The sequence below is a fragment of the Halapricum desulfuricans genome, assembly GCF_017094465.1.
In the GTDB taxonomy this organism is placed as follows: Archaea; Halobacteriota; Halobacteria; order Halobacteriales; family Haloarculaceae; genus Halapricum.
The window spans coordinates 2511305-2533833 of the sequence record NZ_CP064791.1 but is presented as its reverse complement, the minus strand read 5'-3'; the positions used below and the strand labels follow the sequence as shown (position 1 = coordinate 2533833).

At 63.4% G+C, this 22529-nt stretch carries 21 protein-coding genes; 7 read left to right on the top strand and 14 right to left on the bottom strand.

Features of this window, described 5'->3' with window-relative positions:
* Positions 1-210 precede the first annotated feature (210 nt).
* From nadC to nadA, 3 genes are read right to left on the bottom strand one after another with little or no spacing between them, the layout of a single operon-like run.
* Positions 211-1026: a carboxylating nicotinate-nucleotide diphosphorylase gene (gene nadC, locus HSEST_RS12905; protein ID WP_229121372.1), complete on the bottom strand. Its 816-nt coding sequence runs from the start codon at positions 1024-1026 to the stop codon at positions 211-213.
* Positions 1027-1030: 4 nt separating this feature from the next.
* A complete protein-coding gene (locus HSEST_RS12900) occupies positions 1031-2602 on the bottom strand; it encodes an L-aspartate oxidase (protein WP_229121371.1) in 1572 nt (523 codons plus the stop codon).
* Between the two features lie 10 nt (positions 2603-2612).
* Positions 2613-3734, bottom strand: coding sequence for a quinolinate synthase NadA (gene nadA / locus HSEST_RS12895; RefSeq protein ID WP_229121370.1), 1122 nt, complete (start codon positions 3732-3734; stop codon positions 2613-2615).
* Positions 3735-3873: 139 nt separating this feature from the next.
* Here nadA and HSEST_RS12890 point away from each other — a divergent pair, with 139 nt between their 5' ends.
* The 3 genes from HSEST_RS12890 to HSEST_RS12880 all read left to right on the top strand — a co-directional run bounded on the left by HSEST_RS12890 (position 3874) and on the right by HSEST_RS12880 (position 6707).
* Complete coding sequence (locus HSEST_RS12890) at positions 3874-4086, top strand: hypothetical protein (protein WP_229121369.1); 213 nt, start codon at positions 3874-3876, stop codon at positions 4084-4086.
* Between the two features lie 160 nt (positions 4087-4246).
* Positions 4247-5536 carry a histidine--tRNA ligase gene (hisS, locus tag HSEST_RS12885; RefSeq protein ID WP_229121368.1) on the top strand — a complete coding sequence of 430 codons (1290 nt, stop codon included), beginning with the start codon at positions 4247-4249 and terminating at the stop codon, positions 5534-5536.
* 91 nt (positions 5537-5627) lie between these two features.
* Positions 5628-6707 (top strand): tubulin/FtsZ family protein, encoded by a 1080-nt coding sequence (locus HSEST_RS12880; RefSeq protein WP_229121367.1) that lies wholly within the window; start codon positions 5628-5630, stop codon positions 6705-6707.
* Positions 6708-6758: 51 nt separating this feature from the next.
* Here the strand turns inward: HSEST_RS12880 and HSEST_RS12875 are convergent, their stop codons facing one another.
* Positions 6759-7172, bottom strand: coding sequence for a hypothetical protein (locus HSEST_RS12875; RefSeq protein WP_229121366.1), 414 nt, complete (start codon positions 7170-7172; stop codon positions 6759-6761).
* An 895-nt stretch (positions 7173-8067) separates the two neighbouring features.
* Here HSEST_RS12875 and HSEST_RS12870 point away from each other — a divergent pair.
* Positions 8068-9129: a M48 family metallopeptidase gene (locus HSEST_RS12870; RefSeq protein WP_324254836.1), complete on the top strand. Its 1062-nt coding sequence runs from the start codon at positions 8068-8070 to the stop codon at positions 9127-9129.
* A 175-nt stretch (positions 9130-9304) separates the two neighbouring features.
* On the opposite strand, the gene HSEST_RS12865 is transcribed toward HSEST_RS12870, so the two are convergent.
* From HSEST_RS12865 to HSEST_RS12855, 4 genes are all read right to left on the bottom strand, one after another.
* Positions 9305-10648, bottom strand: a complete 1344-nt coding sequence (locus HSEST_RS12865; RefSeq protein ID WP_229121365.1) for an alkaline phosphatase family protein — start codon at positions 10646-10648, stop codon at positions 9305-9307.
* Positions 10649-10713: 65 nt separating this feature from the next.
* On the bottom strand, positions 10714-10848 hold the full coding sequence (locus tag HSEST_RS14550) for a hypothetical protein (protein ID WP_267491885.1): 135 nt from the start codon (positions 10846-10848) through the stop codon (positions 10714-10716).
* 140 nt (positions 10849-10988) lie between these two features.
* Complete coding sequence (locus tag HSEST_RS12860; RefSeq protein ID WP_229121364.1) at positions 10989-12053, bottom strand: sensor histidine kinase; 1065 nt, start codon at positions 12051-12053, stop codon at positions 10989-10991.
* An 86-nt stretch (positions 12054-12139) separates the two neighbouring features.
* Complete coding sequence (locus HSEST_RS12855; protein ID WP_229121363.1) at positions 12140-12673, bottom strand: inorganic diphosphatase; 534 nt, start codon at positions 12671-12673, stop codon at positions 12140-12142.
* A gap of 221 nt (positions 12674-12894) precedes the next feature.
* Between HSEST_RS12855 and HSEST_RS12850 the strand changes: the two genes are divergently transcribed.
* On the top strand, positions 12895-13254 hold the full coding sequence (locus HSEST_RS12850) for a PadR family transcriptional regulator (RefSeq protein WP_229121362.1): 360 nt from the start codon (positions 12895-12897) through the stop codon (positions 13252-13254).
* Here HSEST_RS12850 and HSEST_RS12845 read toward each other — a convergent pair.
* Both HSEST_RS12845 and rnhA read right to left on the bottom strand, forming a co-directional pair.
* On the bottom strand, positions 13251-13790 hold the full coding sequence (locus HSEST_RS12845; protein ID WP_229121361.1) for a DUF7108 family protein: 540 nt from the start codon (positions 13788-13790) through the stop codon (positions 13251-13253). The genes HSEST_RS12850 and HSEST_RS12845 overlap by 4 nt on opposite strands.
* 43 nt (positions 13791-13833) lie before the next feature.
* The gene (gene rnhA / locus HSEST_RS12840; protein ID WP_229121360.1) at positions 13834-14427 is read right to left on the bottom strand and encodes a ribonuclease HI; all 594 of its coding nucleotides are present in this window, start codon (positions 14425-14427) and stop codon (positions 13834-13836) included.
* A gap of 135 nt (positions 14428-14562) precedes the next feature.
* Here rnhA and HSEST_RS12835 point away from each other — a divergent pair, with 135 nt between their 5' ends.
* Positions 14563-15522 carry a transcription initiation factor IIB gene (locus HSEST_RS12835; protein ID WP_229121359.1) on the top strand — a complete coding sequence of 320 codons (960 nt, stop codon included), beginning with the start codon at positions 14563-14565 and terminating at the stop codon, positions 15520-15522.
* A 104-nt stretch (positions 15523-15626) separates the two neighbouring features.
* Here HSEST_RS12835 and HSEST_RS12830 read toward each other — a convergent pair whose 3' ends face one another.
* Positions 15627-15839, bottom strand: a complete 213-nt coding sequence (locus tag HSEST_RS12830) for a hypothetical protein (protein WP_229121358.1) — start codon at positions 15837-15839, stop codon at positions 15627-15629.
* Positions 15840-16239: 400 nt separating this feature from the next.
* On the opposite strand from HSEST_RS12830, the gene HSEST_RS12825 reads away from it, so the two are divergent.
* Positions 16240-18597 carry a PKD domain-containing protein gene (locus HSEST_RS12825; protein ID WP_229121357.1) on the top strand — a complete coding sequence of 786 codons (2358 nt, stop codon included), beginning with the start codon at positions 16240-16242 and terminating at the stop codon, positions 18595-18597.
* Between the two features lie 30 nt (positions 18598-18627).
* Here HSEST_RS12825 and HSEST_RS12820 read toward each other — a convergent pair whose 3' ends face one another.
* From HSEST_RS12820 to HSEST_RS12810, 3 genes are all read right to left on the bottom strand, one after another.
* Complete coding sequence (locus HSEST_RS12820; protein ID WP_229121356.1) at positions 18628-19227, bottom strand: DUF5789 family protein; 600 nt, start codon at positions 19225-19227, stop codon at positions 18628-18630.
* 33 nt (positions 19228-19260) lie between these two features.
* Complete coding sequence (glmS, locus tag HSEST_RS12815; RefSeq protein WP_229121355.1) at positions 19261-21072, bottom strand: glutamine--fructose-6-phosphate transaminase (isomerizing); 1812 nt, start codon at positions 21070-21072, stop codon at positions 19261-19263.
* 448 nt (positions 21073-21520) lie between these two features.
* Entirely contained in the window at positions 21521-22462 is a 942-nt protein-coding gene (locus HSEST_RS12810) for a hypothetical protein (RefSeq protein ID WP_229121354.1), read from the bottom strand.
* Positions 22463-22529 lie beyond the last annotated feature (67 nt).

Genomic DNA, 22529 nt, shown 5'->3' with positions numbered 1-22529 from the left:
CTGCTCACGGGCCGCAGGCCCGTTCGCACGGCCCGAGGGATCTTCGATCCCTCGCTGTCCTCCCCACCCTACTCGCTTGTGCTTCCGCCGGGGCCGGAAGCCCGGCGTCGTCCGAAAATCTCCGATTTTCGGGATCACGAGAATCTTCGATTCTCGCACGACTCCTTGAGGGTGGGGCCTCCGCCTCGAATTAGGTGAATCCGGACGGCATCAGCCCGTCCGAAAGGACAGATCCAGCGTCGCCGCCGAGTGGGTCAGCGACCCCATCGAGATGACGTCCACGCCCGTCGCGGCGTAGGCAGGCACGTCGTCGACGGTGATCCCGCCCGAGGCGTCCGCGAGCACGTCTGACTCGACATCACGGAGCAACCCGACGGCTCGGGCGGTCATCTCCGGATCCATATTGTCCAGCAGGACGATGTCAGCGCCGGCTTCGGCCGCTCGCGGGGCGTCGTCCGGGGATTCGACCTCGACCTCGATCTTCGTTGTGAAGGACGCCTGCTTCCGGAAATGCTCGATCGCGCCCGGGAGCCCCATCTCGGCGACGTGATTGTCCTTGACCATCACCATATGCGAGAGGTCCAGCCGATGGGTGTCGCCGCCGCCGGCGACGACCGCGCGCTTCTCGATCCCCCGAAGGCCGGGCGTCGTCTTGCGCGTGCAGGCGATCCGGACGCTATCCTCGACTGCCTGAGCAGCGTCGACTGCCCGGCGCGTTTTGGTCGCGATACCCGAGGCGTGGCCGGCGACGTTGACCGCGACGCGCTCGCCCCGCAGCGTCTCGCGAGCAGGTCCGTCTGTCCGGAGGACGACATCACCGGCCTCGATCCAATCGCCGGGTTCGACCGGCGTCTCGACGTCGACGCCGAGGTACTCGAAGACCGCACGAGCGGCGTCCAGTCCCGCGACGACGCCGGCTTCGTTGGCGAGGAGTCGACCCTCAGTCACGCCCGGTACCGCGTTCGTCACGTCGTGATGGCCCAGATCCTCCCGGAGCCAGGACTCTATTTTGCTGTCGGTGAGCATGCTGTCAGTCCGCGCTCGCTTCGTTGACGAGGTAGTGGGTGCCGAGGCTCTCTCTGTTCTCGCTCGCGGCCCGGGCGATCAACAGCGCCGTGACCGTCGCGTGGCGGAGTTCGTACAGCGACCGCGAGGTTCGCGTGCGAGCGTACGCATCGACCTCGCCCTTGAGTCGCCGCAGGACGCCCTGAGCGCGTTCGAGGTCCTCGGGCGTGCGTTCGAGGCCGACGTGTTTGTCCATCACGCGCCGCAGGCGGCGGAACTTCTCGCGGGCGAACCGCTCGGGCAGGTCGGGATCACGCTCCAGCAGCTCCGGGGGATCGATCGTTCGTATCTCCCCGTCACGGCGCGACCCGGCGGCGTCCTCGCCAGCGCGCAGTCCCCAGACCAGCCCCTCCAGCAGGCTCGTGCTCGCCAGGCGGTTCGCGCCGTGGACGCCGGTCCGGGCAGTCTCGCCGACCGCATAGAGACCCTCCAGAGAGGCTCGGCCCCGGTCGTCGACGACAACGCCGCCACAGAGAAAGTGTTCGGCCGGCGCGACTGGAACCCCCTCACGGTAGTCGATGCCGTTGTCCTCGCACAGTTCGGCCAGATCCGGGAACTCGCCGGCGAAATCGAGGGGACTGACGTCGAGTCGGACCTCGCCGGTCCGGTCGCGCTCGGTCGTGACCGCACGCGCGACCACGTCCCGGGGCGCGAGCTCGGCGTCAGTGTGATAGTCGGGCATAAACCGCTCGCCCTCGCCGTTTCGCAGGAGTGCACCTTCGCCGCGGACGGCCTCGCTGACCAGGAACTGCTCGTCGGCCTCGGTACAGACCGTCGGGTGGAACTGGACGTACTCCATGTCGGTGACCGCCGCGCCGGCGAGCGCGGCCATCCCGATCCCGTCGCCGGTCATCCCCTTCGGGTTGGTCGAGTTCGGGTAGAGTTCGCCGATGCCGCCGGTCGCGAGAATCGTCGCATCCGCGAAGAGGGGTTCGACCTCGCCGTCGGATTCGACCATCGCACCGTAGACGCGCCCCTCACGGCTGAGCAACTCCAGGGCGGCGGTGTCCTCGCGGATCTCGGCGTTGTCGTGATCCTCAAGGTAGTTCAGGAAGGGAACGTGGATCGCCTTGCCAGTGGAGGCGTCGACGTGCAGAATCCGCTCGTCGCTGTGGGCGGCTTCCTGTCCGAAATCCAGGTTCCGTTTGCCCACAGACGAGTCACCCGTGCCGTCGGCGCTACTCACGGGCTCCGCCCGTTCGTCGTCCGTCGTGCGTGACTCGACGCGGTCGAACTCGACGGACAGGGTCTCCAGTAGCACCTCGCGGACGGCGTCGTTTGCGTGTTCGGCGAGTACGTCGACGGCCTCGGGATCGGCCGTGCCGTCGCTGGCCTTGACGATGTCCCGTTTGAACTGCTCGGGGTCGTCTTTCGAGACGGCGATGCCACCCTGTGCCCACCACGAAGAGGCCCCCTCCGGGCGGGTCGCCTTGGTCGCGATGGTCACGTCTGCCCCCTGGCCAGTCGCCGCAAGCGCGGCGGCACAGCCGGCGATGCCCGAACCGATCACGAGTACGTCGGTGGTGTGTTCGCTCATTCTGAGCACCTCAAATCGAGAGCATTCGGTCGAGTGCCAGTTCCGCGAGTTCTTTCTCCTCGGGATCAACCTCGATGACGTTGCGCTCGCGACCCTCGACCAGCTCTTCGAGGACCCACGTCAGATAGTTGGGGTCGATCTGACGCATCGCGTTACAATCCATGCAGGAATCACCACACAGCGGGACGACGTTCACCTCGGGGTGCCACCGCTGAAGGTGGTTGGTGAGGTGGACCTCCGTACCGATCGCCCACGTCTCGCCGGGGTCGGCCTCCTCGACGGCGCGGGTGATATCGGCAGTCGAGCCGGCCTCGTCGGCGGCCTCGACGACCTCGCGACGACACTCCGGATGGACGATCACGTTGGCGTCGGGATGTTCTTCCCGGACCGCTTCGACGTGTTCGACCCGGAAGCGCTCGTGGACCTGACAGTACCCCTCCCAGAGGATCACGTCGTTGTCGACGATCCTGCTCGCGTCCTTCGAGTCGGGATCCCAGGGATCCCACGCGACGGTCTCCTCCGCCAGTCCCATCGCGTGAGCGGTGTTCTCCCCGAGGTGTTTGTCGGGCATGAACAGGACCGTCTCCCCCCGATCGAGAGCGTACTCGAAGGCCCGCCCGGCGTTCGAGGACGTACAGACCAGCCCGCCCTGCTCGGCACAGAAGGCCTTCAGATCGGCGTAGCTGTTCATGTACGTGACCGGCACGATATCGGCGTCGGTCTCGGCGGTCAGCTCCGCCCAGGCGGCATCGACCTGTAGCGCTTCGGCCATCCCCGCCATAGGACAGGAGGCCTCCATGCTCGGCAGTATCACCGTCTGATCGTCGTCGGTGATGATGTCGGCCGACTCGGCCATGAACGTCACGCCGCCGAAGACGACGTACTCGGCGTCGGCCTCGGCTGCCTGTTTGCTTAACTGGTAGGAGTCACCGACGAAATCGGCGTGCTCGACGATCTCTCTGCGCTGGTAGTTGTGGCCCAGCACGACGACATCGTCACCGAGGGTTTCGAGGGCAGCCCCGATGCGGTCGGCTCGCTCCGACTCGTCCAGATCCCGGTACTCCGGTGGCAACTGCTCCAGATTGTCGTATTTGAACAAACTGAGGTCAGTGTCGAACGTTGCTGCATTCATTGCGGGCACAGTGGATCACTGAATGTATCTAGCCATGCTATCTGCAGTACTGAAAATATTTTGTCTTCAAAGATGGAGTATGGACGGCCCGGGCAGTCGATACTAGCTATAGATGGGATACAGGACTACAGTCGTCGGGATGAACGATTACGATTCCGAGAAATCCGGCCGAAAAATCCAGGAGAGGGAACTATTCGTCGTCGCGATCACGCTGCTGTCGCTGCTCCATCTCTTCGAGGGAGGGGTCAGCGACTGCTCCGTCAGTGTCCTGGCCGATAATGAAGAAGATGGGTATGACGAACCCGGCCAGACCCATAAGGGCGAGCGTAATCTGGAAAGCGTCCATAAATAGTGTTCTCCCGACCAACAGATAGCCGTTTCGGCTGCTACTTCGGCGTCACGGCCCGGTCCGTTGGAGTATCGGCGACGAGTCGCACAAGAGAAATACAGATATCCAGCGTCGGAGTCGCGTTTCCGAACCCCTATGTCGCTGCCGTGACCACAACGGGGTAATGACTGACATCGAGAGCCTGAAGGGCTTTTACGACCGGTACCCCGAGGAGTTCGCGGCCTGGCGGGAGGTCATCGACGTCGTGGAGACCACTGCGGCCGAGTTCGGCTTTCGGGAGATCGACACGCCGGCCGTCGAGCGCCGGGAGCTGTACGAGATCAAATCCGGCGAAGAGCTGATGGACCAGACCTACAGCTTCGAGGACAAGGGCGGGCGAGCGGTGACGCTCACGCCCGAGCAGACCCCGACTCGCGCCCGGCTGGTCCAGCAGCGCAAGGACCTCAAGACGCCGATGAAGTGGTACGACACCTCCAAGCGATGGCGCTACGAGAACGTCCAGAAGGGGCGCGACCGGGAGTTTTTCCAGACCGACATCGACGTCTTCGGGATCGAGAGCGTCGAGGCCGACGCCGAAGTCATCGCCGTCGCCGCGACTATTTACGAGCGGCTCGGCGTCGCCGACCGCGTCGAGTTTCTGATCAACGATCGCACGCTGCTGGAGTCGATTCTCAGCGCCTACGGCATCGACAATACCGAAGCGGTCATGGGAGTGATCGACGACAAGGAGAAACTCTCCGACGCGGAGTTCCGAACCGAACTCCTCGGTGCGGGGGTCAGCAGCGATATCGTGGACAACGTCGTGGAGACGACCAGCGTCCGGGGGCCGATCCGTGAGGAAGTCGAGCGAATGGCCGCCATCGCGCCCGACGACGAGGACGCCCAAGCCGCGGTCGACCGCATGGCCGATCTGGCCGACGCCCTGGAATCGTACGGCGTCGCCGACGCCTGCAAGCTCGATCTGTCGATTGTCCGCGGGCTGGCCTACTACACCGGCCTGGTGTTCGAGGCCTTCGACAGCGAGGGCGAGCTGCGCGCGCTGTTCGGCGGCGGTCGCTACGACGACCTGGTCGGGCTGTTCGGCAGCCAGGACGTGCCTGCCGTCGGGTTCGCCTTCGGCTACTCGACGACCCGCGAGCTGCTCAAAAAAGAGGGCGAGTGGCCCGGCGAAGCGCTGTCGACGGACGTGTACGTGGCGGCGGTCTCGGACGACGTGCGCGAGGCGGCACTCGGATTCGCGAGCGAACTCCGCGAGGCGGGACTGGTCGTCGAGACGGGGCTGGCGGGTCGCGGTCTGGGCGGGCAGTTCGGCTACGCCGACAGCATCAACGCCGAGACGGTCCTGATCGTCGGCCAGCGCGACCTCGAAAACGACGAAGTGACCGTCAGGGACATGGCGAGTGGCGACGAGGAACAGGTCCCGGTCGAGGACGTGGTCGGAGAGTTAGTGTAGCCACCGAGGCGCTCGGCGCGGATCGAACGTCGATCAGATATCGACCGATGCGGACCAAACGTTGATTACGCGGTGTGCCGACCCTGCGTGTATGAAGGTCGTCCTGATCGGGGTCGGTCAAGCCGGCGGCAAGATCACCCAGGCCCTCGCCGAACACGACTACGAGATGGGGTTCGACGCAGTACAGGGGGCGCTGGCGGTCAACACCGCCGAGGCCGATCTGCAGGCACTCGATATCGACACACAGCTGATCGGACGCGATCGCGTGAAAGGCCACGGGGTCGGCGGCGACAACGAACTCGGCGCGGAGATCATGCGCGAGGGGTCGACGGAAGTGATCGACGAACTCGACGGCCGGATCACCTCCCGCGCGGAAGGGGTCGTGATCGTCGCTGGCCTCGGCGGCGGGACCGGATCCGGCGGCGCGCCGATGCTCGCCCGCGAGCTCAAGCGGATCTACGACATCCCGATCTACGTGCTCGGAGTGCTCCCCGGTCGGGACGAGGGCGCGATCTACCAGGCCAACGCCGGCCGGTCGCTGAAGACAGTCGCACGCGAGGCCAACGCGACGATCCTGATCGACAACGACGCCTGGCACGACAACGAGGAGAGCATCCAGGCCGGCTTCGAGACGATCAATCAGAACATCGCCCAGCGTGTGGGACTGTTGTTCGCCTCGGGCGAGGTCGTCGACGGCGTCGGCGAGAGCGTCGTCGACTCCAGCGAGGTCATCAACACGCTCCGACCTGGCGGGATCGCCTCGATCGGCTACGCCTCGGCGGCGGCCGCCGAGGACAGCGCCGACAACGTCAACAACATCATCACTGCGACGCGAAACGCCCTGCTCGCGGGGACGAGCCTGCCGGACGCGGTCGAAGCCGACACGGCACTGCTCGTCGTCGCCGGCGACCCCGATCGCATCTCGCGAAAGGGCGTCGAGCGTGCGCGCAACTGGGTCGAGGAAGAGACCGGGAGTCTGGAGGTCCGCGGCGGTGACTTCCCGCTCGACAGCGAGCGGCTGGCCGCGCTGGTGTTGCTCGGCGGCGTCGAGCGATCGGACCGGATCGACGAATTCCTCCAGCGGGCCCGCGAAGCCCACGAGCGGGCCAGCGAGCCGACGCCGGATCCCGACGACGCGTTCGAGAACGAGCAGCTAGACGATCTGTTCTGAGGCCGATCACTGAGTCGATCTGTTCCGAGGACGGTCGGATGGGGGTGGCCGTCACTCCGTTTCGTCGTCGAATTCGATCTCTTCGAGCGCCGCGGCGACGTCGTCGTCGTCAGCGCCGTCTTCCGGCGATTCGCCGTCCGAGTCGGACGATGCCGTGTCGTCGGCGTCCGACTCGGACGGTTCGGCGTCGCTAGCGGCGTCCGCAGCCGAAGGTGTGCTATCGGATTCCAGCGAGGCCTCGCCGGAGCGGCCGGGATCAAGCGACGGACCCGAGGACTGCCCAAGATCGGCGTCGGGGTCGACACCCGGAGGTTCGTCCCAGACGTCGTGTTCGCCGAGCACCGTATCGCGATGGCCGAGCAGCCACTCGACGTAGCCGTCGATGTCGTCGAACCCGTGCTCGTCGGCCTCGCGGCGCAGATTGTCGATCATCGCCGCATCGAGGTCCAGGGAAACGTCCGCCATCGTTTCCAATATCTCGGTCGAGGTATAAATACACCTGTGTCGGATCCGCGAGTCATCGTCGATATCGTCTATTCCGGATTTTATATACCTGTCGTAAAAAATACTTGAATATAGTATAGATCAAAAGATTTAATTCTGCGTACTAAGACGAACCAGTTGCAGATATGAAGCGACGGACTGTCCACCCAGTCCTACTGCAGCAGTTGATGATGTTGTCGATGAACTTCAGGACTATTCTCCGGATATTTCAAAGATGATCGAATACCTTAGCGACCGGCGTCTGAACCGTGGGACAACGGGGAATTCTGTTGCAGTAAAGCTAGCATTCGTAGCCCTCGCAATCGTCATTGGATCAGTGTTTATCCCTGCCGCTGCATAACAAACTCATCATAAAAAATGACTAATTTATCAAATTATATTAATACCGATCCAAGATATATACTTCCGAGTGCAATATTTTTGACTGGCGTTGTCCTTGTTATCGCTGTCGGTGTTGTTCCTCCTCCGTGGGCAGATAGATCATTGTCGATTCGCGTGGCTTATATTACACTTGCTTCGGTTATGCTACTAGGGCCGGTAAAGGTAGTGCCGAAACAGCGAATTATGCAAATGATTGGGAGTATTTCAGTCTTCCTTGGAATCTGGACATACGTGATACAGATAGCGTCTCTGTATGCATTAGCCGCTTTCGTTGCTCTCGGAACGGTCGCCATCGCATACAACCATATCCAAAACATTAGAATTATCCAAACGGTTGGATTAGTGTCAATCACTAGCGGTATGTGGGGATACGTGACATTCCAGGCATCTCTAGATACAATAGCCGCTATCGTTGCTATTGGAACGATCGCTATCGCATCGACGCTGCTCTGGCCGGAATACTTCGACTAGGACTATGTCCGACAGCTGGTCGCGCGATTACAGACTGATCGCACATATGGCTGTTACGGCGGTGCTGATCGGGCTTTTGACGGTCCTATTCGCGTGTGTCCTCGCATTGCTGGTCCGGATAGCGATACTCGCGCTGTCCGTCCAGTCGCTCGCACGTCTCCCGGATATCGTCCTTTCCGTCGAGTCGGGCGGCCGACCCTGGTGGTACGCATGGGGAATCCCGGTCGTGGCAGCCGGTTCCGTGTTCGCTGGCCTGACGTGGCTACACCGTTGGCGTCGGGGCCTGCTCAGAAAGCGGATTGGGGCCGGAACGCGCGACCCGCCGTCGGAACTCCAGCGCCAGTTGACGATGCTCGCGACGACCGCGGACGTACCGGTTCCCGACCTTCGGGTGATCGAGTCGAGCGCCCTGACAGCGTTCACGACCGGATTGCGACCTGCGTCGGCACAGATCACAGTCACGACCGCACTCGTCGCGACTCTCTCGCCCGAGCAGCGTCGTGCCGTCCTCGCACACGAGTTGAGCCACATCAAGAACGGCGACGCAGCGGTGATGAATGCAGTGATGCTGCCGGTCGTCGTCGCGTCCGGGCTCTGGACGGCGGCCACGACCGGTCCCAAGGACAAATCGACCGCATCTCATCCCAGAGCAGTCTATCGTGGCGTGCAGTTCGAGGGAGTTGTCTCCGCTGTATATGGCGTCTTCGCTGGACTGTTCTGGATTCTCGCCTCGTTCGCGACGGCCGCGTTCGCTCGCTATCGGGAGCTAGCAGCCGACCGCGGTGCGGCCGCGCTAACGGGGAGCCCGACGGCGATGGCGACAGCACTGGAGACCGTTGACGGTCGCTCGGTCCCGGACACTGATCCGCGGATTGGCGGGGCGAACCCGCTGGCGATCGTTCCTGTCGCCGATTCGACCGACGCCTGGACGAGTGGCTGGCAGACGCCGCTCGAGATTCTCCCGGAGACACTGCGTGAGTGGATCGTTCGGCGAACCGCGTTTCACCCTGCAACTGCTACACGGATCGATCGACTGCAGGAACTCACAGCGGACTACAGCGACTGAATCCGTGGCTGGAGAAATTCCGTGGGCTCTCCAAACCAGGACTGGAGCAGTCCGTCCGTACGGGTTCGTCCGGACGCTCAATCTTGCTGGAGCACCACTGCACGGGCTTCTTGACTGCTTCATCGCCAACGTGTTTCGCGGAGTTGTGCAAGAGCCAAGGGTGTGACAGCGTCAGCTAGACGAGACTGCGGCCGTCGAACTCCGTCCGGTCGTACTCGATGTCCATCAGCGAGAGGATCGTCGGCGTGATGTCGAACAGGTCGGCGTCGTCGATCGTCGCGTCGGGGTCATCGACGTACAGCGTCGCGTTGTCGAAGCTGTGCATGCCGTTGCGCGGCCCCACGCCGAAGACGTCGTTGTCGCCTTTGAACCCGGCCTTCAGGTCGAATCCGTGGTTGGGAATTACGACGAGATCGGGCGCGATGTCGTCGTGGTCGCCGCGGAAGGCGTCCTCGCCGGTGACGACCCGATCCGCGACCGGGTTGCCGTCAGGCCCCTCGAGCGCTTCGAGTTCAGCCTTGAGTTCGGATCGGACCGCCTCGTACTCGGATTCGGGGACGCTCCCGCGGGGTTCGCGCCCCTCCAGGTTGAGATAGAAGCGACCCGGGATCAGCGAATAGGCCGTCGTCTCCGACGCGATGTCGCCCAGTTCCTCGTGGTCGTCGTCGGCGTAGGAGAGCCACCCCTCACGGGCGAGCCACTCGTTGAAGTGGACCTCGTATTCGAGGCTGGTGAACCCGTGATCGGAGGCGACCATCATCGTCACGTCGTCGGGGAGTAGCTCCCGAAGCTGGCCGAGATAGTCGTCGACCGTCCGGTAGAACTCGAGGAACTCCTCTTTGTACTCCCCGTCCTGCTCGTAGTGTTTGAACAGGAAGTGGTTGACCCGGTCGGTCGTCATGAAGACGCCGAAAAACAGGTCCCAGTCGTCCTCCTGAATGTAGTGTTTGAACGCCTCGAAGCGTTTGTCGAGCGTCTCGTGGGCGTCCTCGATGAAGTCGCTCTTGTCCTCGTCGTGGCCGAGTTTGGCGTTGACGTCGATCCGGTAGTCGATCCCCTCGAGGTAGTCCCGGAGTTCGTCGGGGTAGGCGGCCTTCTCGACGCCGGGCGAGAGAAAGCCCGAGACCATCCGCTGGACGTCGCGCTGGGGCGGGAACGTCACGGGGACGTTCATGACGGTCGCGCTCCGGTCGGCGTCCTCGATGCGGTCCCATACGCGGGTGGCCTGGACGTCCCGACCCATCGGGACGTAGGTGTCGTAGGAGCCGACCTCGCGGTCCTGGAAGCCGTAGACGCCCGTCTCGCCGGGATTGACGCCGGTCGTCAGCGACGGCCAGCAAGCGGACGATTCCGGTGGTACGATGCTGTCGATCGCGCCGGCGCTACCCTCCGACGCCATCGCGGCGAGGTTCGGAAACTCCTCAGTGTGCTCAGCGAGCAAGCTGTAGGGCACCCCGTCGATCCCGAAGAACGCGACGCGGGGGCCGTCGTCACCGCGAATCCGATCGAACAGTCCCATACCCCTCGCTACCAGGGACGGGCACAAGAAGCTTCTTCTAGCGACTGCGTTCCAGAAATCGGCAATTACTGCTCGTTCTCGTCCGCCGACGGATCGTAGTTCGCCGGCACGACTGTCACGTGGTCGAGCCCCGACTCGGGACGGCGCTCGGGAACGACCGTCGGATGGTCCATCCCCGCTGGCGGACGGGTAGATGACATTGCAATCGAACGGACGGGCCGGACACACATATAATTACTCATGCTCATAATTCATGCGGACGGCGGTCACGATGCGCACGAGGAATGACACGTCGTGGACAGAAGCCAACGAGGTCAGAAGGCGCGGGACGGGTCTGACCTCAAGGCTGCGCGAGGGGCAGCTCCAGACGGACCGTCGTGCCCCCCGATCGGTCGGATTCGATTTCGATATCGCCGTCGTAGGTATCCATGACCCATCGGACGAACCACAGTCCGAGCCCCTGACTGTGCGTGAGTTGGTCGATCTCGGCTTCCCGCATGATCACTGCCCGCTCGCTCTCCGGGATCCCCGGCCCTCGGTCCGCGATCTCGACGATGACACGTCCTCCACGCGCGTTCGCCGCGATCGTCACGTGCGGGGTCGTTTCGGCGTGGACGATCGCGTTTTCCACGAGTTCGGCGAGCGCGTCCCGCAAGTGATCCCCGCCGCGGACGTGATATTTCCCGCCGAAGTCGGTCTCGATAGCCGCGTTCGGATGCGCATCGCGGTACTTCGCGGCGACGTCTTCGATCGTCTGTGTCAGGTTCACGACTGACTCGCCGGCCCGGTCGGTATCGATGACGGCACGGCTACGATCCAGCATCTCGTTCATCTCCGTGAGATCCGTCGCGATCCCCTCGATGTCGTCCCCGAGTTCGGCCCGCGCGTCGTCCTCGACGTGCGGGAGCCGGCCGCCGACCCCCAGCAGGCGCTGGGCCACTTGCCGGAGGTTGTGTCGCACGATCCGGTTGAGAACGGCCAGTTGTTCCCGTTGCCGGGCGAGTTCTTCGGCGCGGATTCGCTGCACGTCCCGGACGCCGATGAGGACGTGAGCGAACGTACTCACCGAGAGCAACGTCGCCGCGGCGTAGACCGGCAGATCGATGCCCGCAAACACGATAAGCGTGATGACCAGGCCAAGCAGCACCGTTCCGAGCGTCGCCCAGCCGGCGATCCGAAGCAGGTGAGCGCCGGTGAGATCCGCCCAGTACAGGAGAAATCCCGCAGCGACGAGGACCGCCGCAACGAGGGATCCGACGCCGGCGACGACGAGTCCCGAGAGCGGTCCCTGGAGGGCAATCAGATGCGCGATCGTCGGGACGACCAATACGACTCCGAGGAGGCTGATGAACCCGGCTGCGCCCAGCCGCCACACGGTCGGCCGCGCCCGGAAGAACGAGGACATACGATGTTTCACGAAAGCCGGGGTGACAAATCTTTCCGGTACGAGTGACTCGACAGTGCGAACGAAGCGGCGAAAACGAGCCGTCGCTACGCGAACTGCTCGTCGTAGAGGTCCTGGGCGTGTTCGATCGCGTCGAAGGCCGCCTGCTTGTCCTCCCAGCCGAGCGTCTCGACTTCCTTGCCTTCTTCGAGGTTCTTGTAGGTCGCGAAGAACTCGTCGATCTCGTCGAGGGTCTGCTGTGGGATGTCGTCCAGATCCTCGATGTGATCGTAGCGGGGATCCTCGCTCGGGACGGCGATGACCTTGTCGTCCTGTTCGCCGTCGTCGTCCATCTTCATCAGCGCGACCGGGCGCGCCTCGATGACACAGCCGGGGAACGTCTGGTCCTCGACGAGGACGAGGACGTCGAAGGGGTCTTCGTCGTCGTAGTAGCTCTGCGGGATGAACCCGTAGTCGGAGGGATAGTGGACGTTGCTGTGGAGGACCCGATCCAGCACGACGCCGGGGATGTCCTTGTCGTACTCGTATTTGTTTCGCTCGCCCTTGAGACACTCGACGACGGCGTAGATCTCTTCGGGCGGGTTCGGTCCGGTTTCGAGGTCTTCCCAGAGGTTCGTCATCACTCGCTCCTCCGGGTAGCGGCCAAAAAGTCCTTTCGACAGCAGTCCCTACGGGAAGCGGGCGCGACAACGAGACGACCGATAGTTACTACTACGAAAGATATACTACATTATTCCGATACAACCGATACAGTAGTCATCCCGCCGAAAAGCCTCGAAAACGACCGGACTGGAAAAGAGAGTTAATAAGGGTTAAATGTCCTGGTGACATTCAACTAACCATGTCAGAAGCACAAGCGGTTCGGAACGATCCTGGCGTGACCAAGGAGCTGACGGCGTTTCAGCGGAACGTGCTGGTTATTCTGGCCGAGGAACCACGGTACGGGCTCGCGATCAAGCGGGAACTGGAGTCGTACTACGACTCGGAAGTCAACCACGGCCGTCTGTACCCGAACCTCGACGACCTCGTCGAGATGGATCTGGTCGAGAAAAGCGAACTGGACAAGCGAACCAACCAGTACGAGCTGACCGAGGTGGGCTACGAGGCGCTGCTCGACCAGCTCGGCTGGGAGTTCTCGAAGATCGCGACTGACGAGGACCGGGCGGCGGATCTGCGCGAGCGCATCGAGCGAGCGAACTAACTGTTCTCTTCGGCTATCGCTTTCGTATATTCGACCGAGAGCGACAGCTGTTCGCGTTGCTCGTCGCTCGGCCAGGCGTTGCGCGGGAAGTACTCCTCGCGGAACTCCGTCAGTTCCGGCTCGGTGAGATCCTCGATCGGTTTCGCGTAGTGGTTGCTCGCGAACGCGGCCAGCGCCCGCGCCGTCTCCCCGTGCGGTTCGCCGTGTTCGTCGGCGACGCGGGCGGCGACCTCGCGGTTGTGTGCGTCGACGGCGTCCCAGTCGTCGGGGTCGCCCGGTCCGGATAGGGACCGCTCGACGCCGCGTGAGACATCCTCGATCCACTCAGTCCGGACCTGCTCGTCCTCGTCGAGCCACTCGGCGGGGTAGCAGACGAGCGTATCGTCTTTCTCCCGGATCCGGGCCGTGTAACCGTACTCCGCGAGCCGCTCGTCGCGGTCGCGCCGATACGCCGCGGCCTCCTCGCCGCTGGCCCGGCGAGTCAGCCGGGTCAGTCGCTCGGCCTCGTCGACAACGTCGTCCGGTAACTCGGTCATAGTCGCCTCCAGCGGGCCAGTCGTGGTCGGATTCCCATCACAGTCACTCCCCGTCGAGCGCCTCGTTGGCCAGTCCGTCGGCGCGCTCGTTTAGTTCCCGCGGGACGTGTTCGATCGACCACGAGTCGAACTGCGTGAGCAGTTCCCGGGCACGGACCCGCCGCTCGCGAAGGTCCGGATCGTTCGTGTCCCACTCCCCGCGGAGCTGTTTGACCACGAGTTCCGAATCGCTGCGGATCCGAACCTCCTCGAAGCCGTAGTCGGCGGCGACCTCCAGCGCTTTGATCAGCCCCTCGTACTCGGCGCGGTTGTTGGTCGCCCGCCCGATCCGTTCCCCGCCCTCGCTGACGATGCCCTCACCGGTCAACAGGACCCAGCCGACCGCCGCCGGGCCGGGATTGCCCCGCGACGCGCCGTCGAAGTACGCGTGCGCCCGACCGCCGTGGTCACGGAGCAGGCCGGCGAGACGCTCGGGGTCGTCGCCCTGCACGACGATCTTCCCGTCGTAGGCGACCGCGGTCGCGCCGCCGTGGTGCGCGCGCCAGCGTTCGTGGTCCGTGTTTCCGGACTCGATCGCCACTCCAGCCGCCTCTAGTCGCTCTCGCGCGCGTTCTGGATCGCACTCTATGACCGGCATTCGAGACGATTTCACGCCGGAACGGGCTTACGGGTTGCGATTACGGGAACTGTCGATTCCTGTCCTTAACGAAAGGTCATATTTTCCACCTCGCCGAAGATTTAAGTTGGGGGAAAATACTACTATAAAAGTGCGATGACACGGTCTACCCGTCAGCGGGAGCGCGAGTCCGAGACGGAAACAGAAGCGGAGGAGGAAGCCGTTCAGGAGTGTCCGGAGTGTGGGTCGGGAGAACTCGTCAAGGACGATCGGGGTGAACTGGTGTGTGACGACTGCGGGCTCGTCGTCGAAGAGGGGAACATCGACCCGGGTCCGGAGTGGCGGGCGTTCAACCATCAGGAGCGCCAGGAGAAATCCCGGGTCGGCGCACCGACGACGAAGACGATGCACGACAAGGGCCTGACGACGACCATCGACTGGAAGGACAAGGACGCCTACGGCCGCTCGATTTCCTCGAAGAAGCGCAGCCAGATGCACCGCCTCCGGAAGTGGCAGGAACGGATCCGGACGAAAGACGCCGGCGAGCGCAACCTCCAGTTCGCACTCTCGGAGATCGACCGGATGGCCTCGGCGCTCGGGGTCCCGCGCTCCGTCCGTGAAGTCGCCTCGGTCATCTATCGGCGCGCACTCGACGACGATCTCATCCGCGGACGCTCGATCGAGGGCGTCGCCACCTCGGCGCTGTACGCCGCCTGCCGGAAGGAGGGAATCCCCCGAAGCCTCGAGGAGATCTCCGAGGTCTCGCGGGTCGAACGCAAGGAGATCGGCCGCACGTATCGGTACATCTCCCAGGAACTCGCCCTGGAGATGGAGCCCGTCGACCCCAAGAAGTACGTCCCCCGCTTCTGTTCTGAACTCGACCTCTCCGAAGAGGTCCAGACGAAAGCCAACGAGATAATCGAAGAGACAGCCGAGCAGGGACTGCTCTCGGGGAAGTCCCCGACGGGGTACGCTGCCGCCGCGATCTACGCCGCCTCCCTGCTCTGTAACGAGAAAAAGACCCAGCGCGAAGTCGCCGACGTCGCTCAGGTGACGGAAGTCACGATCCGGAACCGCTACCAGGAGCAGATCGAAGCGATGGGGATCCACAGCTGATACTGCCGGCTGTGACATTTTGGGGTATCCACCATCCCAGTGTGGCCAATATCTCGACGCACTCGCGGCTTAGGTACACCCCCGAATGAGCCCCTCCGTCCGTCTCACCGTCGGCGCCACGTGGCGCTGAGAATATACCCGAGGAGGACGCCAGCATACAGCAGGAGCGCGCTTCCGTCGATTCGATCGATACTGACGAGGTATGCGAGGCCCGCGAAGACGAGAAGGACGACGAGTGCGGCCGTGGCCTGCAAGGCCATCGTATAGACCTGCTTGCTCGTATCCCGGGCTCGCTCTCGGTGTGTCTGTTCGGCCATGTACAGTCCTGTCACGCTGGACGGGTAGTTATTACTTCGATACACGCAGTAAGCTCCCTCGTTGCTGGTACTGTCCACTGTGGTCTATGCCAGTTGCCGTACGGCCACCGCTTCGATCGGTAGTCAAGCAGCACGTCGGCGTAGAATCCGTGCGATCGGCAGTAAGGTGATATTACCGGCTGATTTCGACGGTTCTGCCGATCGTATGTTGTTCCTACCTGGGCTGGCGCGCAGTAAGAGTATCATACTCGATCGCAGATCGATCAAGTGATAGAGATGGTCAAATATCGCTATCCGGGAATATATAATATGTATCTGGTATCCATCCGGCACAGAAATTGGCCGTACCACTACTGAACGGGCGAGAAGAGTTTTACGGGAATGGTACTCCTACCGAGCCATGGCAGACAGGTACGATGATCATACGCCATGCGACGAGACGGAGAGTGGCACGAAAGATAATACTACCAGTTTCAGTGACGGGGAGAATGAAGACCCTACCGGCAGTAACAGCGACCTACAGCGCCGTTCGCTTCTGAAGCTGATCGGTTCGACCTCAGTTGCGGCCGCAGTTTCTGGACTGTCCGGTATCGCGTCCGCCGAGACGACGTACAACGGGATCACGTTCGATCGAGTGGTCGACGCCGTCGACGATCTGGGAATGGACCCGACGGGGAGTGAGCCGATCGATGCTGCCTTCGAGAGCGCGCTCGAAACGGGGACGCTCATCGAGTTCCCGCCTGGCGAGTACCTGCTCGAAGACGATCACTACATCTCGGACGTCTCACGGTTCGGCGTCCGTGGACTCGGGAACCATCGTCGGGATGTCCAGTTCCTTCCGGCGAAAGGATCGGCGATCGGGTTCTTCGAGGGAGGCGGCCCGGGCCCGTACACGGTCGAGAACGTCTCGTTCAACGAACGGGACGACGAGGTATCGATGATGTATCTCGACATCAGATCGAACAAGGGCGTGTACGTCAACAACATCGAGTTCCTCGGGGTGACCCCGCTGGACGACAAAAACGGCCACTCGCTCGCGGTCGACGTCTGGGATCAGGACGCCGTCGGGATCTGGGAGAACGTCTACGCTGGCCTCGACAAGCCGGCAGTAAAGGCTGATTACCCGGACGGTGTGGCCTTCTTCCGCGCCGGCGTCGGCCACGAGGGTGAGGTCATCCTCCGGGACTCCGCGATCCACGAGCGCAACTCCGCCGCGACGCGGCTGACGGCCGGGCCCGGCGTGACGACCCTCGAGAACGTGGAGTTCGTCAACAACCAGAACGCGAACATCCGCTTCGGTGCCGGCAATCACCCATCGAAAGTCTCCAGCGCGACCGGCTGCTACGTCAAGGTCGACGGGTCCCGCCACTCCGGCGATGCCATCCGCGTCGACGCGAGTGACAACGGCTACGCCGGAGCGGTCTTTCGTGACATCGAGATCGAGTGGACCAAAGAAGCGGGCCGTGGCGTCATCGCCCTGCCCGACTGGGGCGGTCACGGGAGCGCGGAGTTCTACGACTGCACCGTCCACAACGACGGCGAGAAGACGCTGACTGTCAACGCGGATTCGGTGTCGCCCGACGACGACGCGGTCGTACTCGAGAACTGTTCGTTTACCGGCTCCGGGCGTGGCTTCGACGCGGCGGACCGCGACGGGAGCGTCATCCGCGACTCCTGTATCGACATGCCGAACGCGTCGATCGAAACCTTCGACACGGAGAACGTCTCGAACGGCGGATGCGGCGGAAACACCAACGGAGGACCGTCGGCGTCGATTACGGTGACGGACAAGACCGACCTCACGGTCGAGCTCTCGGGCGCGGACTCCACGGACAGTGACGGCGATATCGTCGCCTACGACTGGGATGTCAACGGCAGTTCCTACCAGGGCAAGTCGGTTTCACACACCTTCGATTCCGAGGGGACCTACAGCGTCACGCTGGTCGTCGAGGACGACGACGGTGCGACCGATTCGACGACGACCGAGGTGTCTGTCAGCGAAACCGCTCTGGAGAAGCACCTGGAGATCCGCGGAACCGGCATCACCACCGAGTACGCCTTCGAGGTGAGCGAACAGCTGCAACCCGTCTCCGGGACCATCGAGGAGTGGGACGACGTCACCGAGACGAGCGCCATGGGCTACGTCACTGAAACCAGCCACAGCGACGAGTTTACCTTCGACGGCGAGATCACGTCCTTCGAGTTCCTCGAAGGCGAGGCCGACGTCTTCGTCGACGGCGAGCAGATCGACCCGACCATGGATCGACTCGAGATCCGGGGGACCGGCACCACCACCGAGTACGCCTTCGAGGTGAGCGAACAGCTGCAACCCGTTTCCGGGACCATCGAGAAGTGGGACGACGTCTCGGGTACGAGCGCCACGGGCTACGTCACCGAGACCGGCCACAGCGACGAGTTCTGGATCGAGGGCGAGATCGCGTCCTTCGAGTTCCTCGAGGGCCGCGCGGAAGTCTATCGGAACGGCGACCGGATCTACCCGACGGAGAGCACACTGACGATTCAGGGGACCGGCACGCCCACTGAATACGCCGTCGAGGTCGGCGGCGAGATCGAGGGCGTCTCGGACACTCTCGAAGGCTGGGACGACGTCTCCGGCGACACCGCGAACGGCTGGGTCACCAACTCCTCGCACGTCGACGAGTTCACCTTTACCGGCGAACTGACGAGCGTCGAGTTCCTGCAAGGCGAAGCCGACGTCTTCGTCGACGGCGAAGCGGTCGACGTCTCGGCGATCTGATCCCGTCGACGAAAGGGTCGCAAACTGCGATCACACACCGAGCCACTCGTCGTTGCTGACCTGATAGCCGTTCGCCCGGCAGTACTTCGCCGCTCGCCGGCGCACGTCGCGTGATCCCGGGAGTTTGCCCTTCGTATCGATCTGTTCTACGACCCAGTCACGGACCACCGAGATGCCCTCGTCGTCGTCGACAGCGTCGATCGCCTGCAGTTCCAGAAAGGTCCGCTCGTAGGCCTCCCGTTGAGACGTGCCAAAGTCCGCTTGCGCGATCCCTGCAGCTGCCTCGACGATCCGTTTCATGGCCGAGGCGATCGTCGGCCGCTGGACCCGCGTCCGGACGGCGGCTGGCGACTCGAAGGTCTCGACGTCCGTCACCGGAAGCAGCTCGGCGACGGTGTAGACGCCGGTCTCGGCTTCGATCTCCCGATCACCGACCGTCTCGACGATCTCGGCCCCCGTTGCCGGGAACGCTACCGTGTCTAGTTCCGTCTCGAAGAAGGCGAGCGTGGAGGTATCGACCGGGGGCTCGGGTTCGTCCCCGCGCTGTAGTTCCGCCTCGATCTCCCGTTCTCGCTGTCTCTGTACCTCTCGATCCGCCTGGTTTTCTCTGCCGTTTTTGTCGTCTGCCATATTGTTGTAGTATCGCGATCAGTCTGTAGGCGATTACTCGACGGTCACGCTCTTCGCGAGGTTGCGCGGTTTGTCGATGGAGCGCCCCATCTCGTTGGCGGCGTGGTAGGCGATTAGCTGGAGCTGGACGTTCGCGAGCGCAGCGACCAGATCCGGATGCGTCGCGGGGACGGGGAGGAACTCGTCGGCCGTCTGTGCGAGTTGCGACGCCGTGCGCGGTCCGACGGCGACGACTGGCCCCCCGCGGGTCTGGATCTCCCGGACGTTGCTCTCGAGGCGGTTCAGGTGCTGGCCCGTGCCGATGGCGAAGACCGGCGTCTCCGAGGTCACGAGCGCCAGCGGGCCGTGTTTCAGTTCTCCCGCAGCGAATCCTTCGGCGTGTTCGTAGGTAATCTCCTTGAATTTCAGGGCGCCCTCCAGCGCGACCGAGAAGGCGCTCCCGCGGCCGATGAAGAAGTGGCCGTTGTCACCGAGGCAGCGTCGGCTGACGGCTTCCGCGTCGGTGGTTTCGATCACCGACTCGACGTTCTCCGGGAGTGCTTCGAGCGCACGCAGGCGCTGTTCGTGGCCCTCGGTCGGCTCACCGGTGACGTCCCGAACGAGCCGCTCCCCGAGGAGGACCAGCGTCGCGACCTGCGAGGAGAACGTCTTGGTCGCGGCGACGCCGATCTCGGGTCCGGCACGGATGAACAGCGCGTCGTCACACGTGCGGGCGGCGGTCGAGCCGATCACGTTCGTCAGCGCGAGCGTCCGCGCGCCACGGTCCCGAGCGCGCTGCAGCGCTTCCAGAGTGTCCGCCGTCTCGCCGGACTGGGTGACACCGATCACCAGCGTGTTCTCGTCGACGGGGGCAGGATAGGCGGCGTACTCGCTGGCGATGAACGTGTCGGCGTTGATTCCCCAATCCGAGAGCAGTCGCTCACCGTACATCCCCGCGTGGTAGGAGGTTCCACAGGCGACGAACTGGACGTTCGAGACGTCCTCGAACGACCCTGGCGGGAAGTCCTCGAGCACGACGTCGCTGCCGTCGATCCGACCGTGCAACGTCTGCCGGAGTGCCATCGGTTGCTCGTTGATCTCCTTGAGCATGTAGTGGTCGTAACTCCCCTTCTCGGCGTCTTCGGGATCCCAGTCGACGGTCTCGACCGGACGGGAGACAGGGGTCCCGTCGACGTCGGTGATCCGGTACCCCTCGGGCGTGATCGCAGCGATGTCGTCGTCCTCCAGATAGACGACGCGGTCGGTGAACTCCAGGAACGCGGGGACGTCACTGGCCAGGTAGTTCGCCGACTGACCGTCTCCGATCACCAGCGGCGAGCCGTTTCGAGTCGCATACACTGTTGGGTCGCCGTCGACCAGCAGCGCGATGGCGTAGCTGCCCTCGAGCTGGTCGACCGCGTCGCGGAAGGCGGATTCGGGGTCCTGGCCCGCGGCGAGTCGCTCCTCGACGAGGTGGGGGATCACTTCCGTGTCGGTGTCGCTGGTGAACTCGTGGCCGCGGGCCTGCAGTCCCTCCCGAAGCTCGGTGTAGTTCTCGATGATCCCGTTGTGAACGGCCGCGACCCGCTCGTGACAGTCGGTGTGTGGGTGGGCGTTGTCGTCAGTCGGCGGACCGTGTGTGCTCCAGCGCGTGTGGCCGATGCCGACCGGCCCGTCGACGTCACCCGCGGCGAGTTCGGACTGCAGTTCCGAAACCTGACCTTCACGCTTGTTGATATCGATGCCTGTCCCGTTCTGGATTGCGATACCCGCCGAATCGTACCCGCGGTATTCGAGGTTCTGGAGCGAGGTCAGCAGCGGGTCGAGCGAGTCGTCGCTCCCGACCCGGGCGGTGATCCCACACATCAGAGCGACACCTCCGACGTGACGGCGGACGGGTCCTCAGCCACTCCAGTATGATATATTGCCCAACACGGCTGGCAGTGAGCGTTCGAACCGGATGTCGATGGCCGTTTCGAGTAGCCGGTCAGTGACGGACGTTGCACCGGGCCACTGCCGGGCGCGAGTTGCACACGGGTTCGGAAGGGAGCGCTGCGAGTCGTGGTCGCACGCGTCGGATCACGATTCGCGTCTCTGAGGCGCATACAGACAGACGGTTCAATATTCTCTTTGTTATGAACGGGCTTGTGGGGCGGAGATCGGCCTGTCCGTCGATAATCGATGTTTACCGCCCCCCGTCACAGCGCGTTCTCGTACTGATATGGCCGGTCGCTGTTTTCGGTGGGGTGTGTGCTCCCTGTGACGAAGACAGTCATCCGCTACCACTGCCAACTCACTCGCAGAAGATGATAGTTTATTCCGCGTAGCCGAGCTGTCGGAGCCGGTCACGAACGACGTCGTCTTCGACGTCTGCCGTGTCGCTTTCGGGGGGCTCGGCGACGATCGTCCGCCGCGGCCCGGACTCGTACTCCAGCCAGGGGACGCGGACGAGTTCGGGGGTGTACACGCCGGGTGGGTGTCCCCACTCGCGGATCGGCAGCGGCCAGGACCGCTCGCCGAGCATATTGCCGTGGTCAGACGTCACGACTGTCTTTCCCGACAGTTCGTCGAGCAGTTGCTGGACGTACGGAACGACCAGATCGAAGTTCGCTCGGTAGGCGTCGACAATCGTCTCTGGGTCGATGTCGGCCGATTTGTACATCATCTCGTTCCAGATGTCGGTCGTGATCTCGGTCGGGTCGGGCACGGTCTGTTTGTCCAGTTTCGTATCGGACGCGATAAACGGGTAGTGCGGTTGCATGAAGTGGACGACGAGTCGTTTCTGGGGGTACTGCTCCGCGGCGTCGAGCGCGTACTCGACCATCGTCTCCGGATGGACGGAGTTGTACTCCGCGTCCCAGCCGTCCTCCTGCCAGACGTTGACCACGGCGTGAAACGCCGGGTTGTACCGCTCGGGGTACCCCCGCTGGAGGATCGGACTCGCGGTCACGTAGACGGTGTCCGTCAGGTCCCGCTCGTGGAAGTTCCCCCGGATGAACTCGGAGGTGTGGGCCGCCCGTGACTCGCGCGCGCGCAACGTCCCAGGGAGCGTGGACCGCTCTGCGAAGAGATCGTATCGGCACGCATCGAGGACGATCAGCGTGTCCCAGTCCTCGGCAACGACGTCGATGCCGTCGTGGTTGAACGAGCGTCTGTAGCCGCGCGTGTGGTACAGTCGGTTCGCCTCTCTCACGAGGAGGTTCGGGCTCGCGATGGCCCACGTGAGTGCCTGTTTGAGTTGCCGTGTAGAGATCATGCGGTTGCTGTCGGTCGAGGATGGCGTCACAGCCGTGTTGTAAGCTGTTCGCTACCGTCGGATCGAT